Source organism: Streptomyces sp. NBC_00009 (assembly GCF_045040855.1).
Lineage (GTDB): Bacteria > Actinomycetota > Actinomycetes > Streptomycetales > Streptomycetaceae > Streptomyces > Streptomyces aureus.
On the sequence record NZ_CP108312.1, the window covers coordinates 1,339,969 to 1,354,655 of the forward strand.

The window sequence follows — 14,687 nt, forward strand, 5'->3', positions numbered from 1 at the left end:
GACACCTCCACTCGTAGCTGGTGCGCAGCGTCCAGACCCGGCGCCGTAGCGGAGTCTTGCCGCCCGGCAAAGTCCCCTTCGCCACATGGAGTCGCCCACCATGAACACCCCGCCCGTCCGACCGGCCCGAAGACGGCCGGATACAGTGCGCGACGGCAGCCTGGTTGCTTGAGGAGGGGAAGCGTGACCGACACCAGCGAAACCCGATCCGCCGACAGTGCAGCGCACGAGACTCAGCAGAGCCGGCTGCACCGCCTGATGCGCTACCTCCCCCTGATCGCCCCCGTCCTGCTGTGGACCGTGCCCTGCTGGCTGCTGCTGCACGCCGGCCAGCACTGGCCGCTCCCTGTCACGCCGGCCGGCACCGCCCTGTTCGCCCTCGGCCTGATCGGTATGCCGCTCGCGATGGTGCGCGGCCACGGCCGACGGCAGCAGGACTGGGCGGCGATCGTCGGGGACACCCTGCTGGGCACCATCTGGGTCCTGTTCACCTGGTCCGTTGTGCTCGGCGTCCTGCTCCGGCTCGCCCTGACCGTGACCGGCGTCGGCGACGGCCAGGACCGGGCCCGGATCGTCACCTGGGCGGTCCTCGGCGCAGCCGCCGTGCTGCTCGCCTGGGGGTACGCCGAGGCCCGCCGGGTGCCACGGGTACGCCGCCTCGACGTGCAACTTCCGCGGCTTGGGGCCGGGTTGGACGGCACGCGCGTCGTCCTTGTCACCGACACCCACTACGGCCCGCTCGACCGCGCCCGCTGGTCGGCGCGGGTCTGCGAGACGGTGAACACTCTGAACGCCGACCTGGTCTGCCACACCGGAGACATCGCGGACGGCACGGCCGAACGCCGCCGCGCCCAGGCCACCCCACTCGGCACCGTGCACGCCACCCGGGCCCGGGTCTACGTCACCGGCAACCACGAGTACTACAGCGAGGCCCAGGGCTGGGTCGACCTGATGGACGAACTGGGCTGGGAGCCGCTGCGCAACCGCCATCTGCTGCTCGAACGCGGCGGCGACACCCTCGTGGTCGCCGGCGTGGACGACGTCACCGCCGAGTCCTCCGGCCTCGCCGGCCACCGCGCCCACCTCGCCGGAGCCCTGCACGGCGCCGACCCCGACCACCCCGTCCTGCTCCTGGCCCACCAGCCCAAGTTCGTCGACCAGGCGGCAGCCGCCGGCATCGACCTCCAACTCTCCGGCCACACCCACGGCGGCCAGATCTGGCCCTTCCACCACCTGGTCCGCATCGACCAGCCCGCCCTCGCCGGCCTCAGCCACCACGGCACCCGCACCCTCCTCTACACCAGCCGCGGCACCGGCTTCTGGGGCCCGCCGTTCCGCGTCTTCGCCCCGAGCGAGATCACCCTGCTCGTACTCCGCTCCCCACAGCGGCCCCCCTCGCCGTAGCACTGGGCGGGCCGGCAGTTCAGCCGGAGATGCTGCCCCTCGACGGCCTCGCTCCGCTCACGCGACGTAGATCGTGGCAGACAACCAGGCCTCGGAAGTGACCGTGTTTCATGTCACAGTCCTCATAAGCGGGGTCCTGGCTGTGGCTGTCCGACCAGGTGGAAGACCTCCCGGGCCGCATAGCGCTTGAGGCAACGGACGATTTCGCGACGGGTCTAACCCTCCTTGCTCCGGCGCTCGTAGTAGTCCTGAGTGCGCGGGTCGACCCGCAGACGCGTGAACACGATGCGATGGAGCGCGGCATTTGCCTGCCGGTCGCCACCACGGTTGAGACGACGGAACTGCCGGCGACCCGAGGAACGCTCGACAGGACTGACCCCGCACAAAGCGGCGAAGGACGCCTCACTGTCCAGGCGTTCCGGGTTGTCCCCCACCGTGACAGCAAAGCGACGGCCGTGTCCGGACCGATCCCCACCACGTCGAGCAGCTGCGGGGCATGACATTCCACGAGACGGGCCAGACGAGCGTCCACATCCCGGATCTGCTCGGAGAGCTGGCCGATCCGATGAGCCAGCAGACCCAGCGTGATCCGAGTGGCCTGCAGCACCGACTCCTCGCTGACCTCCTCGCGACCGCTCACGTCAGCGAACCGCGCACAGGTACGGAAGAGTTCCGCATTGCCCAGTCCCGCCAGTTCTTCCCGCAAGGCGGGGTCAGCAGTAATGAGGACGGACTTGAGCTGGTTGATGGCCTGGGTGCGGGCCTTGACGGCCGACGCCTTGGCCAGCTTGTACATCCTGGCGATCTGCACCGGCCCATCGCCCGCTTTGGCCCGGGCGCGCGCCCGCCCGCTCACCACGGCTCGCGCCGCGTTCTCGGCATCGAACGGATCCGATTTGCCGCGCCGACGGCGATCACTGGAGTACGGCGAGCACAGCGAGGAGCAGCACGCCGAGCGCGATGACAGCGGCGAGCTGCGCGGACAGCGTGGAACGGGCCTGCGCGTACTGCGTGTTGAATGCCCGATTGCTGGAGGCCACCAACTCGCGTGATTCCGGCAGGAGTTGCCGCTGGAGCAGGTCCGTCGCACTCCGGTGGTCGGCGAGCGCGGACGCCTTGCCGCCGGTGCGGCCGTCGTTCTCGAGAGCGCGTCCCACCAGCTCCTGGTACTCGGCGAAGTTGTCGGTGAGGGATTCGACGGTGTGCTCGTCGGTGCGGTCGCCCTGGGCGGCTACGGCGAGGGTGCGCAGGTCGTGGCCGATGGCGGTGCGGGCGTCGCCGTAGAAGCCGACCGCCTTCTCGTAGGGCGTCCGCATGCGCCCTTTGCCCGCGTCGCCGCTGGACAGCAGGATGTTCGCAGCCTGCGCGTCCATGTCGTTGAGGGCGAGGTTGAGGTCGGCGGCACTGGTGGTGCGGGGCGCGTCCTGCTCCGCGACCGCGTCCCAGGTGCCGGAAGCGGCGAGCCCGGCCAGCACAAGCAGGAGGCCGAGGGCGGCGGCGAGCGAGGCCGTGGCCACGTGCAGGAGTCGCAGCCGCGCGGGCATGGTGGCCCAGAAGCGGCGGCGCAGAGCGGCCGACGCGTCCACGGCCTCGCGACGGAGGTGAGGGCCCGGCCGCGACCCCCCTCGTGGCCGCGGACCGGGCCCGCCCCCGGTCGGGGCGAACGTTTCGTGCTGTGGCTCTGCGACAGTCCCGGCCTCCGCCTCTGAACTGCGCGTGGTACCGGCCGTGATGGTCACGAGCCCTCCATCGTCACGCCACGGACGGTCGACCGTGTCCCCCGCGCCGCTCAGTCTGCGACCGGAATCGGCCACGGACGTGGTCCATTGACGCTCTCCTGACGCTTTCTCAGGTGACCTTGACGGGGGCTTGATGCCGCCGTTCGACTGGCCGTAAGGGAGGCGCAAATTCCGTGCCGGACGGGATAGTTCGGGCATCCGGCGGGGCTAGATTTCCCCTCGGCCGCCGGAGAGGCCCGTGGGCGTCAGTGGCATGACGGCTCTCCATCGGAAGTACCCATCGGATGCTTCCGGCCGGGGCACCTCACGGGCGGCCGAGCGCGCGGCGGCGTCTCGTCGTCCCGTCGCCGACGTCCGTGCGCAGCCTTGCGGTGCCGGGGCCCCGGCACCGCAAGGCCCGGCGGCCACCCCACGTTTCTGTCAGCCCGACCGGTCGCCGGCGCGCCGCCCTGCGCGTGGGCGCGGTTCCCCACCGAGGCATGAAGGTCCCCATGTTTTCCGCCCCTCCCCAGCCGGCTCCGCCGTCCCGTCCGCAGCGTGCTCCCCAGTCAGGATCGGAGGGAGGTTCGGGACGTCGCGCCCCGAGCGGGCTGTTCGAACCCGCCCAGCTCGCACGGTCCTTCCCCGAGGCGCTGCGCAAGCTTCACCCGCGGGTCCTGGTCAGGAACCCGGTGCTGTTCGTCGTCTCCGTCGGAGCCGTCCTCACCAGCCTCTCCGCGCTCCTCCACCCCGCCGTCTTCACCTGGGTCATCAGCGCCTGGCTGTGGCTGACGGCGATCTTCGCGAACCTCGCCGAGGCTGTCGCCGAGGGCCGCGGCAAGGCGCAGGCGGAATCGCTGCGCAAGGCGCGTACGGACACAGTCGCGCTGCGCCTGCGCCACTGGAGCTACGGAACCAATCCGGGCAGCGCAGAGACCGAGGCGGTGGCCGCGACCGACCTGAAACCGCTCGACGTCGTCGTGGTCGAGGCAGGCGAGCTGATCCCCGCCGATGGCGACGTCATCGACGGCGTCGCGGCCGTCGACGAGTCGGCAGTCACCGGCGAATCGGCGCCCGTCATCCGGGAGTCGGGGGGCGACCGCAGCGGTGTCACGGGCGGCACGACGGTCCTGTCCGACCGGATCGTGGTCCGCGTCAGCGCGCGCCCGGGACACTCCTTCCTTGACCGGATGATCGTGCTCGTCGAAGGCGCCTCGCGTCAGAAGACGCCGAACGAGATCGCCCTGAACATCCTGCTGGCCGCGCTGACGATCGTCTTCGTCCTGGTCGTCGTCGCGCTCCAGCCGATGGCCGAGTACGCCGACGCGGCCCAGTCCACCACCGTCCTCGTCGCCCTCCTCGTCACCCTCATCCCGACAACCATCGGGGCACTGCTGTCGGCGATCGGCATCGCGGGCATGGACCGGCTCGTCCAGCGCAATGTGCTCGCCATGTCCGGCCGCGCTGTCGAGGCCGCCGGTGACGTGGGGACTCTGCTCCTCGACAAGACCGGCACCATCACCCTCGGCAACCGCGAGGCGGTCGCCTTCGTACCTCTGCCCGGCATCACCGAAGCGCAGCTCGCCGACGCCGCCCAGCTGTCGTCGCTGGCCGACGAGACGCCCGAGGGTCGCTCCGTCGTCGTGCAGGCGAAGGAACGGTACGGGCTACGGGCGCCTACCGAGGGCGAGTTGGTCCACGCGCGGTGGGTGAAGTTCACCGCGCAGACCCGCATGAGCGGTGTCGATCTGCGCTGGGAGAACGGCGCGGTGTGCGCGATCCGCAAGGGCGCTGCCCAGCAGGTGATCGAGTGGGTTCAGATGTACGGCGGTCAAGTCCCCGCCGAGGCCCGGTGGTTCGCCGACTCGGTCGCAGCCTCCGGGGGCACCCCGCTCCTGGTTGCCGTGCACGACTGGGACGGGCCACGGGTGCTGGGCCTGATCCACCTGAAGGACGTGGTCAAGGAAGGTATCCGCGAGCGCTTCGCCGAGCTGCGCCGCATGGGCATCAGAACCGTGATGATCACGGGCGACAACCCGCTGACGGCCAAGGCCATCGCCGAAGAAGCCGGCGTGGACGACTACTTGGCCGAGGCCACTCCTGAGGACAAGCTCGCGCTGATCAAGCGTGAGCAGGAGGGCGGGAAGCTCGTCGCGATGACGGGCGACGGCACGAATGACGCGCCGGCGCTCGCGCAGGCCGACGTGGGCGTGGCGATGAACACCGGTACCTCGGCCGCCAAGGAGGCCGGGAACATGGTCGACCTGGACTCCAACCCGACGAAACTCATCGACATCGTCGAGATCGGCAAGCAACTCCTCATCACCCGAGGCGCGTTGACCACGTTCTCGATCACGAACGACGTCGCCAAGTACTTCGCGATCATCCCGGCCATGTTCGCGGGCGCGTACCCGGGTCTGGAGTCGCTCAACATCATGGGCCTTCACAGCCCGACCTCGGCCATCACCTCGGCGATCATCTTCAACGCGCTCATCATCGTCGCGCTGATCCCACTCGCGCTTCGGGGTGTGCGTTACACGCCCGCGTCGGCGCACGACCTGCTGCGGCGCAACCTGACGCTGTACGGACTCGGCGGCCTCGTCCTGCCCTTCCTGGGCATCAAGCTCATCGATCTGCTGATCTCCGGCATGCCGGGGCTGGGGTGAACAGCCCGCGTCAAGAAAGCGTCCGAGCACGTCAGAGGCCCGTAAGGGATCGGACTTGAGCTTGTCCGGGGCAGCTCCAACCGGTTCCATGGACATCGTGAACAGCGAGTGGCTCCTCATCGACCGGCCGCCTCATCGGGCGTCCCGCCGTGTGCCCCGCTGTGCGGAAACGCCCGCGTCCGCCGTCCGCTGACGCGCCTTCCGCTGCCCAGGGGCGCCGTGACCCACGTCCGGCGCCCCTTTCCATGCCCGTACGCAACTGTCGTACGCGGACCCGAGCCGTACACGAAGCCGTACTCGGAACCCCGGATGGACCATGTCTGACGCCACCCTTTCGTCCCGTACCCTCCTCGTCACGGGCGCCACTTCCGGCATCGGCCTGGAGACCGCCCGGCAGCTCGCCGAACGCGGCGCCACCGTGCTGCTGCACGGCCGCACAGCCGAGGAAGCCCGCGCCGCCGCCGACCGCCTCGTCGCGACGGCCGGCATCGACGCAGACCGACTGTGCACCGTGGGCGCCGACTTCACCCGCCTGGACGAGGTCGAGACCCTGGCGGCCCGTGTCGTCGCCGAGCACCCCCACCTGGACGTCCTGGTGAACAACGCGGGCATGGCGGCGCCCGAGCGGCACACCATCACCGCCGACGGCAACGAGATCGCCTTCCAGGTCAACTTCCTCGCCCACTACCTGCTGACCTGCCTGCTGGAACCAGCACTCACGTTGGGGTCTCCCCTGCTCGAGCGAAGCCGAGAGCTTGGGGAAAATCCGGGCGGCCGCGTCGTGAACGTCTCCTCCTCCCTGCACCGCACCGGCTCCATCCAGTGGAGCGACCCCAACCGCGCCCGCCGCTACTCCCGGCTCGCCGCGTACGCCCAGTCGCAGCTGGCCCTGACGGTCTTCGCGGCGGATCCGCGCGTCACCGCGGTGTCCGTCCACCCGGGTGTGTGCGACACCGCGCTGCTCCCCCTCTACGCCCACGACGGCGTCACGCCCACCGAGGGTGCCGCGCACGTCGTCCGCCTCTGCGACCCGTCGGTCGAAATCGTCAACGGCGCCTACTACGACCGCGCCGAGCGCGTCGACCCGGCGCCCGCCGCCACCGAGGACCGCACCGTCAAGCGCCTCAACAAACTGGCCGACCTCCTCGTCGGCCGCGCCGCTTGAACTTCCCAACCGCGTAACGGAGTTGTCGCCCATGTCGAAGCGATCCCGCAAGAAGAGAGCCCGCCGCAAGAAGAAGGCGAACCACGGCCGCAAGGCCGGCCAGCGCTAGGTCAGGTCCGCGTTCCCGCCGACCGGTTCGGTTCTCAGAACCGGACCGGCAGCCCGATCGCGTAGGTGCCGTCGCCCGCGAACCCGACGCGCTGGAGGTCGCCTCGCTCGACGGCGAGGGTGAGGCCGTCGCGCCGCAGCAACAACTGCTCGAGGATCACTTCGGTCTGCAGGTTGGCGAGCGCCGCGCCGATGCAGCGGTGCGCGCCGTGCCCGTACGCGAAGTGCCCGCCACCGCGCGCCGCCTCGCGGGTGAGGTCGAGACGCCCGGGGTCTGCGAAGGCGCCGGGGTCTCGGTTGGCGGCGGGCAGCGCGCTCGCCACACCCTCGCCGCGACGGACCAGGACCCCCACCGAGTTCCACGTCCTCGGTGGCGAACAGGGTGGCGCCGACGCGGACCGCGGACACATATCGCATCAGCTCCTGCACGGCGCGCGGCAGCAGTCCGGGCTCGGCGCGCAGCCGTGCCACTTCCTGCGGGTGGTCGAGGAGGGCGAGCACCGCATCGGTGAGGAAGAACGCCGGCGGCGCGATCCCCGTGTTGATCAGCAGGAAGACCAGCGCGATCATCTCCTGCCGACTCAGCCGCTGCCCCGCCTCCGCCTCCGCCTCCGGGCTGGAGCGCAGCAGATCAGAGGCCAGCCAGGTCCTCGGCCGGCTCGGCGGCACGGCGGTCGAGGAGGCCGTCGACGTACGCGGCGAGCTGGTCGATCCCGGGGAGGAAGCGGTCCGGCTCGTCCGATTCATAGTCGCGGATCCAGCCGCCCGCCTTCGGCCGGTCCGCCTCCTCGACCCCGATGATTTCGCAGATCACGTTCGTCATCAGCGGGTACGCGAAGGCACTCAGCAGGTCGAACTCGCTTCCCTTTGCCGCGAGTTCCTCGGTCAGATCCTCGGCGATGCGCTCGCTCCGTGGCCGCAGCGCGGCTATCCGGCGCGGCGCGAAGGCCTTCATCACAAGGGTCCGCAGCCGGGTGTGCTCCGGCCCGTCCACCAACACCAGGATCTCCAGGTACTGCCGGTACTGCGGCGGCGGCCCCGCGCCGTCGAGCAGTTCCGCGCCGACCCCCGCGCCCGCCACCTCCGCGGCCTTCGCGGCCTTCGCCGGATCCCGTACGAACCGGGTGTCACCGAGTGCCGTGTGGGGACTCCGCTTCGTATCGGTTCAGTAAGCGTCGCTGTGCACTGCTCCGCATGTGGAGGTGATACGGGATCAGGACAGTTTCACGACGGTTTCACCGCCTGGGAAGCGTGACCCGTGAAGGTGCGCGACCGGCTGGTCTTAACGCAGCCTTGACGCGGTCGGCCCAGCCATCCGTGGGCCTGGGGATCACTCTCTGCATACGCTGGTGCTGCCGTGTCCTCGATGGCCGGAAACTTTCGAAGAGCCGTACGTCTGGAGCACGCCCATGGCCGCCACCGACCACGACGCCCGCACGAGCCGCCTGCGTGGGTGGATGCTGGAAGGCCTGTCCGACATGGCCAAGCACCAGCAGGGGCAGCGGGCCGTCGAGCCGGAGCCCGAACACAAGGGGCAGCGCTGGTGGCGGGTGATGTGCCTGACCGGCGTCGACTACTTCTCCACCCTCGGCTACCAGCCGGGCATCGCGGCCCTCGCAGCCGGGCTGCTGTCCCCCGTGGCCACGATCGTGCTCGTCATAGTCACCCTGGCGGGCGCGCTGCCCGTCTACCGGCGAGTTGCCGAGGAGAGCCCGCACGGCGAGGGCTCGATCGCGATGCTGGAGCGGCTGCTGTCCTTCTGGAAGGGCAAGCTGTTCGTCCTCACCCTGCTCGGCTTCGCCGCCACCGACTTCCTGATCACCATCACCCTCTCGGCGGCGGACGCCTCCACCCACCTCGTCGAGAACCCCCACCTGACCGACGCTCTCCACGACAAGCAGCTGCTGATCACGCTGATCCTGGTCGCGCTCCTCGGCGCGGTCTTCCTCAAGGGCTTCCTCGAGGCGATCGGGGTGGCCGTGGTCCTGGTGGCGGTCTATCTGGGGCTCAACACCGTGGTCGTGATCACGGGGTTGTGGCACGTGATGTCCGCGGGGCATGTGGTCACCGACTGGTCCAACGCCCTGACCGCCGAACACGGAAACATCTTCGCGATGATCGGGGTGTCCCTGCTGGTCTTCCCCAAGCTGGCCCTCGGTCTCTCCGGCTTCGAGACCGGCGTGGCGGTCATGCCGCACGTCGAGGGCGATGCCACCGACACCGAGGAGAAGCCCACAGGCCGGATCCGCGGCACCAAGAAGCTGCTCACCACGGCCGCCGTGATCATGAGCGTGTTCCTGATCGCGACCAGCTTCATCACGACCGTGCTCATCCCGGAGAAGGAGTTCCAGTCGGGCGGCCAGGCCAACGGCCGCGCACTCGCCTATCTGGCGCACGAGTACCTCGGCAATGCCTTCGGCACGGTCTACGACGTTTCGACGATCGCCATCCTGTGGTTCGCCGGCGCCTCCGCGATGGCCGGTCTACTCAACCTGATGCCCCGCTACCTGCCGCGCTACGGCATGGCCCCGCACTGGGCGCGCGCCGTACGCCCCATGGTCATCGTCTTCACCCTGGTGGCATTCCTGGTGACCTGGATCTTCGACGCCGACGTCGACGCCCAGGGCGGCGCCTACGCCACGGGTGTCCTGGTCCTGATGTCCTCCGCGGCGATCGCGGTGACCATCGCCGCGCGCAAGGCCCGCCAGCGCAACTGGACCATCGCCTTCGCCGTCGTCTCGGCGGTGCTCCTCTACGTCACCGTCGTGAACGTCATCGAGCGCCCCGACGGCGTGAAGATCGGCGCCTGCTTCATCGCCGGCATCATGCTCGTCTCGTTCCTCTCCCGGCTCGCCCGCGCCTTCGAACTGCGCGTCACCAGCGTGACCCTGGACGACATGGCGCAGCGGTTCGTACGCGACATCGCCAGCCGCCGGATCCGGTTCATCGCCAACGAGCCCGACAACCGCGACAAGGCCGAGTACCGCGAGAAGATCGAGCAGATCCGCCACGACAACGACGTCCCCTCCCCGGAGGACTTCGTCTTCGTCGAGGTCACCGTCCTCGATGCCTCGGAGTTCGAGTCGAAGCTGACCGTGCGCGGGGAGGTCCTCCACAACCGCTACCGGATCCTGACTCTGGAGAGTTCGTCCATTCCCAACGCCCTGGCCGCCCTCCTCCTGCACGTCCGCGACAGCACGGGCTGTACCCCGCACATCTACTTCGAATGGACCGAGGGCAACCCCTTCACCAACTTCCTCCGCTTCTTCCTCTTCGGCCAGGGCGAGGTCGCACCCGTCACCCGTGAGGTCCTGCGCGAGGCCGAACCCGACAGGGACCGCCGCCCCCGGATCCACGTCGGCTGAGCCGGCGAGGGCGTCAAGGACGCGTCAGGAACGGGCAACACGGCGTCAGGGTGCCGTCAGCGTCGGATCCGCCGGGGTCCGGGCGACCTAGCGTCTGTCATATGAAGCGAAGCGGCCCCCGGGATTCGGCCGACGACCGCCACTGGCGCGGCGACGCCCGGTTCGCGTCCGGGTTCGCTCTCGCGGCCTGGGGCATGGCCACGCTGGCCGACTGGGACGCGGGCACTCTCACCATGTTCCGCGCAAGCATCTGGCTCACCCTGGCCGCCGTGGTGTTCACCGTGCTGCTCCCGCCACGCATCACCGCAGGCCACGGCTGGCTGGCGGTACGCGGGCTCGTGCGCCGGCGTCGGGTGCGTACCGACGCGCTGGTGACCGTACGGCAGTACGGCGGTGTCACCGCACACCTCGTCCTGAGGGACGCGTACGGCCACTGGCTGGAACTGGACCCCCGCGTACTCGTCGCCAACCCGCTGCTCTGGCACGAACTGGACACCGGCGCCCACCGCTCCCGCGAACGCGGCACACTGCGCCACGGATCCGACGTGCTGCGTCAGTTGGGAGAACAGATCGACGGAACTACAGCACGAGAGGTTCTCTCCGCCTCCGGCCTGAAGTAGACGACAACGCGATAGCCGTCCCCGTTGAAGACAGCTCACCTCGCCGGCTGAGACGCCACGCCCTACGCGGCAGGCCCAGCGGCGCGGCGCCGCTGGGCCTGATCACGGTCCACCCGGGCCGTTAGTCGAGGAGACCCGCCCCGTGACGGCCTCGGCGGCGGGCCGGCTGCTCAGCGAGGACCCCGATTCCCTCTTCCTGCTTCCTGCTTCCTGCTTCCTGCTTCCTGCTTCCTGCTTCCTGCCGGACAGTCACGAGGGCGTCATCGCCATCGACGAAGTGGACCGGCTCGGCTCCGACACCCAGGTACTCGCGTTCCTGGTCGAACTCAAGGCCATCCTGGGCGTATCGCACGTCCATCACCTGATCTCGGTCGCCGCGGAAGTTAGTGCCGCGTTCGGTCGCCGCGGGCTGCCGCACAGCAACGCCGCGGACAGCTCACTCGACGACGTCGTCCACGTCCCGAGCAGCAGTGGACCCAACTCGCCGCCGAACTAACCTCGGGCTTTCACGAAGGCGGCCGTCCGAAGGTTGACCAAATAAGCGAGGAGTGCCTCTGAACTGGGAGGATGGGGCTTGCCGAAGGTCCTGTTCGTCACCGATGGAGAAGCACTCCCGAGTGAAGACGCGCAGCGGGTCGTACCCGCCCCGTCCTAGTCGAGGGCAACGGCCGTGCCGTGGTCTCGCAGGCCGGGGCCGTGCTGCTGGTGGAGACGGTCCGCAAGAGCGGCGTGGATGCTGCGTTGCCGGCGGCGCTCGCACTGTGGAGCAAGCCGCGGACGGTGCACGACCCGGGCGACATCCTGCTGGATCTCACGCTCGCGACCGCCCTGAGCGAGGACTGCCTGGCCGATATCGCGATGCAGCGAGCCGAACCAGCCCTGTGTGGGCTGGTGGCCTCTGACCCGACGGTCTCCCGCCCGGTCGGTACGCTCGCCACAGCGGGCTCCCGGACACTGACCGCCATCCGCCGGCCCTGCCGAACTCCCGACTACCTCACCATCACCTGGCTCAACATGGACACCGGAGAATACGAGCCCGGGGCGACGACCGGGACACGCCGACGGGCCTCCAACCCTGAGGCGAGCGATCGTCAGGCTGAGGAACGCCGGCTGAACCAGCGGCCGGGATGCATCTCCGGGTGCGGGTGATATCGCGGACATTCACCCGCACCCTCAGCGTCTGACCCTCCGTCCGAAAGGTTGTTGTATGTGGGTTCAGCGAGTGATCGAACTGACCGGGTGGGAGCCGCTCGGGATCTCCGCCGACTGGGCGGCGATCGAGGGAGAGCTAGGAGTCGCGCTGCCGGCGGACTACAAGGAGCTCTACGAGGCGTTCGGCGGCGGCGTCTTCAGTGACTCCGTCTACTTTCTGGGGCGCGACGAGGGCCTCGCGTTCGACTTCCTGACACAGTGGCGGGTTGCCCTGTCGGTCGACCAGGACAGCGCGCTCGGAAGCGTCTCCGCCGTCGAGCCCTATGCGATCTACGCGCCGGGCGGCAAGGGGCTGGTCCACTGGGGCTCCACCGAATGGGCCGACGAGTACTGCTGGCTGATCGATGCCGAGCGGCCGGGCGATTACCCCGTCCTCGCGCGGGCCGATGACGTCGGCCCATGGCACCAGTACGACATGTCCACCTCGGAGTTCCTCTACCGCATCCTTACCGATGCCGATTTCCAGCCGTTCGGGGTGGCGCGGTACGCGCTCAACCCGACCTTCGAGCCCGGCTCCAGCGACGATGAGTGACGGTGTGTCGTATCTGGGAGCCGAGCTGGAAGGTGCCCTCATGGCTGAGGAGTCGTTCGACCTGATCCGCCTGGAGGGCGGGGGCAACAGCGTCATCCTCCGTATCGCGGGCGCGGAGGCGGACATCGCCATGCTGCGGTCCGAGTCGGCCGTCTTCGGCCTGGTGGCATCCGATCCGACCGTTTCCCGCCTCATCGACGTCCTCGCTGCCTCGGGCGAGAAGGCACTGGACGCCGTCCGCCTGGCACGGTCCGAAGTCCCCGGGTCTGGTCCTTGGCTGGCGACCGTGCCCCGGATGCGGGCGCCAAGGTGACGGTGGACGGACAGTGTCCTCGTCGTCGCGCACTCGGACAAGCAGGATGCGGCCGAGTGCGTCACCTGGCTCGCCCGACGGGGCCGCTGGTTGCCCTACTCGGTCGGCGTGACCATCACCGGCACCATCCACCAGCACGTGCTGAAGATCCCGGCATCGGTCTGGACCCCGGCCATCGAGACGGACGGAGAGGTCCGTGACGGGGCCTGGGTCGCCGAACTGACCAGTGACGTCCTCGGCGGCCGGCCCAAGGGCATGCGGCTGATCGTCCGCAAGGAACGACCGCATCCCGGCGGCCAGTTGAGGATCACCGACGCGGACGGCATGCGGATCACGTGGTTCGCCACGAACACCGCCAACCGTCCGGTCGCCGAGCTGGAGCTTCGTCACCGACTGCGGGCCCGCACAGAAGACCGGATCCGGTCCGCCCGAGCCGCCGGCCTGCGCAACCTGCTCCTGCACGAGGCCGCACAGAACAAGATCTGGCTGGAGATCGTGATCTTGCTGGCTACGGTCGGTTGTGACTCAGCACTTCAGCTGGTCGGCCTGAGCCTCACAGTTGGCCACACCCCCAAGCTGCGGGCTGAGTGGCTTGTCGGTCGCTGGGAGTAGGACCAACGCCTCATGCGCGCTTCGGAACCGCTGATTAGTGTCGGCGTTCATGCAGACCACGGAAATCGCTCGTCGTGATGTGCCGGAGCGCAGGCGCGACACTCTTGAACGGCTCGTTGGAGAACGGGATATATGGGTATCGACGGCTCATCCGGATCACGGCCCGCATCAAGTGCCGCTGTGGTTCTGGTGGGACGGGCAGGCCGTGTGGATGTGCACCGGCGAGACCTCCGCGACTGCGCGTAATGTGCGAAAGGAGCCCCGTGTGCGCCTGGCATTGCCTGACACCTTCGATGTGGTGCTCCTGCAGGGGGAGGCGGAGTGCTTCTCGGACCGGGGCGTGCCGGAGGGCGCCGCGGATGCGTTCGCCGAAAAGTTCGGGTGGGACCCACGTGCGGAGGAAGGCCCCTTTCTGTATATACGCGTGGCGCCGAAGACGGTGCTGGCCTGGCGCGGCGAGCCGGAACTGCGCGGCAGAGTCCTCATGCGCGAGGGAGCGTGGCTGGAGTAGCCTCGGTCGCCAGGTGAGGCGTCCTCATTCTCCGATCGCGACGACGCAGATCAATGCTGAGCACACCAGAACGGCCAACTGAACTTCTCAGTGGCCGACTGAAGCACTCCCTCAGTACGCCGCCGCCAGCAATATGCGGTCCTCCAGAGGCAGGGCCGACGGTCGGCCGCCGGTGGGCTTGCCCCCACCCCGACGCGCACGAGCACCACGAGCTTGCGGAACTGCCGCTCATTCAGTCCCGCGAACAGACCAACCCACTCCGGCTCAGCCGCCGTCAACACAGCAGATCGCCGGACTGCTGCTACGGCTGGCGGGAGCAGAGTCCGAGTCCGCGTCCCGAACCGAGGTGGGCGGCAATCCCGCCACCGCCCCTGGCACACCGCGCTCAACCTTGGACGACATGGCATTCGGCGTCCGGGCGGGTGCGGTGGTCCGGCCGTGACCAAGCGTTCGGTTGGCGG

General features: G+C 69.3%; 13 protein-coding genes and 2 pseudogenes. 11 read left to right on the forward strand and 4 right to left on the reverse strand.

Annotation, left to right across the window (positions count from 1 at the left end; all coding sequences use genetic code 11):
* Nucleotides 1-183: 183 nt before the first annotated feature.
* Nucleotides 184-1,404 carry a metallophosphoesterase gene (locus OHA58_RS06055; RefSeq protein ID WP_405477148.1) on the forward strand — a complete coding sequence of 407 codons (1,221 nt, stop codon included), beginning with the start codon at nt 184-186 and terminating at the stop codon, nt 1,402-1,404.
* Nucleotides 1,405-1,619: 215 nt separating this feature from the next.
* On the opposite strand, the gene OHA58_RS06060 is transcribed toward OHA58_RS06055, so the two are convergent.
* Together OHA58_RS06060 and OHA58_RS06065 are read right to left on the reverse strand one after the other, a co-directional pair.
* Nucleotides 1,620-1,838 (reverse strand): transposase, encoded by a 219-nt coding sequence (locus OHA58_RS06060; protein ID WP_405477150.1) that lies wholly within the window; start codon nt 1,836-1,838, stop codon nt 1,620-1,622.
* 480 nt (nt 1,839-2,318) lie between these two features.
* Nucleotides 2,319-2,990 carry a hypothetical protein gene (locus OHA58_RS06065; RefSeq protein ID WP_405477151.1) on the reverse strand — a complete coding sequence of 224 codons (672 nt, stop codon included), beginning with the start codon at nt 2,988-2,990 and terminating at the stop codon, nt 2,319-2,321.
* Between the two features lie 644 nt (nt 2,991-3,634).
* On the opposite strand from OHA58_RS06065, the gene kdpB reads away from it, so the two are divergent.
* From kdpB to OHA58_RS06080, 3 genes are all read left to right on the forward strand, one after another.
* Nucleotides 3,635-5,788, forward strand: a complete 2,154-nt coding sequence (kdpB, locus tag OHA58_RS06070; RefSeq protein ID WP_405477153.1) for a potassium-transporting ATPase subunit KdpB — start codon at nt 3,635-3,637, stop codon at nt 5,786-5,788.
* Between the two features lie 316 nt (nt 5,789-6,104).
* A complete protein-coding gene (locus OHA58_RS06075) occupies nt 6,105-6,953 on the forward strand; it encodes an SDR family NAD(P)-dependent oxidoreductase (protein ID WP_405477155.1) in 849 nt (282 codons plus the stop codon).
* 31 nt (nt 6,954-6,984) lie between these two features.
* Nucleotides 6,985-7,062: a 50S ribosomal protein bL37 gene (locus tag OHA58_RS06080; protein WP_405484810.1), complete on the forward strand. Its 78-nt coding sequence runs from the start codon at nt 6,985-6,987 to the stop codon at nt 7,060-7,062.
* Between the two features lie 34 nt (nt 7,063-7,096).
* On the opposite strand, the gene OHA58_RS06085 is transcribed toward OHA58_RS06080, so the two are convergent.
* Nucleotides 7,097-7,414, reverse strand: a complete 318-nt coding sequence (locus tag OHA58_RS06085; protein WP_405477157.1) for a cytochrome P450 — start codon at nt 7,412-7,414, stop codon at nt 7,097-7,099.
* A 278-nt stretch (nt 7,415-7,692) separates the two neighbouring features.
* On the reverse strand, nt 7,693-8,142 hold the full coding sequence (locus tag OHA58_RS06090) for a hypothetical protein (RefSeq protein WP_405477159.1): 450 nt from the start codon (nt 8,140-8,142) through the stop codon (nt 7,693-7,695).
* 328 nt (nt 8,143-8,470) lie between these two features.
* Here OHA58_RS06090 and OHA58_RS06095 point away from each other — a divergent pair, with 328 nt between their 5' ends.
* The 7 genes and pseudogenes from OHA58_RS06095 (at nt 8,471) to OHA58_RS06125 (ending at nt 14,226) form a co-directional block, all read left to right on the forward strand.
* Nucleotides 8,471-10,426, forward strand: coding sequence for an amino acid transporter (locus OHA58_RS06095; protein WP_405477161.1), 1,956 nt, complete (start codon nt 8,471-8,473; stop codon nt 10,424-10,426).
* Nucleotides 10,427-10,527: 101 nt separating this feature from the next.
* Entirely contained in the window at nt 10,528-11,046 is a 519-nt protein-coding gene (locus tag OHA58_RS06100) for a hypothetical protein (protein ID WP_405477163.1), read from the forward strand.
* A gap of 142 nt (nt 11,047-11,188) precedes the next feature.
* On the forward strand, nt 11,189-11,542 hold the full coding sequence (locus tag OHA58_RS06105) for a hypothetical protein (protein ID WP_405477165.1): 354 nt from the start codon (nt 11,189-11,191) through the stop codon (nt 11,540-11,542).
* A gap of 121 nt (nt 11,543-11,663) precedes the next feature.
* Nucleotides 11,664-12,015 (forward strand): annotated as a pseudogene (locus OHA58_RS06110) (transposase); the annotation flags it as partial.
* Between the two features lie 238 nt (nt 12,016-12,253).
* Nucleotides 12,254-12,790 carry an SMI1/KNR4 family protein gene (locus OHA58_RS06115; RefSeq protein WP_405477167.1) on the forward strand — a complete coding sequence of 179 codons (537 nt, stop codon included), beginning with the start codon at nt 12,254-12,256 and terminating at the stop codon, nt 12,788-12,790.
* Between the two features lie 118 nt (nt 12,791-12,908).
* Nucleotides 12,909-13,601 (forward strand): annotated as a pseudogene (locus tag OHA58_RS06120) (transposase); the annotation flags it as partial.
* A gap of 163 nt (nt 13,602-13,764) precedes the next feature.
* Complete coding sequence (locus tag OHA58_RS06125) at nt 13,765-14,226, forward strand: pyridoxamine 5'-phosphate oxidase family protein (protein WP_405477169.1); 462 nt, start codon at nt 13,765-13,767, stop codon at nt 14,224-14,226.
* Nucleotides 14,227-14,687 lie beyond the last annotated feature (461 nt).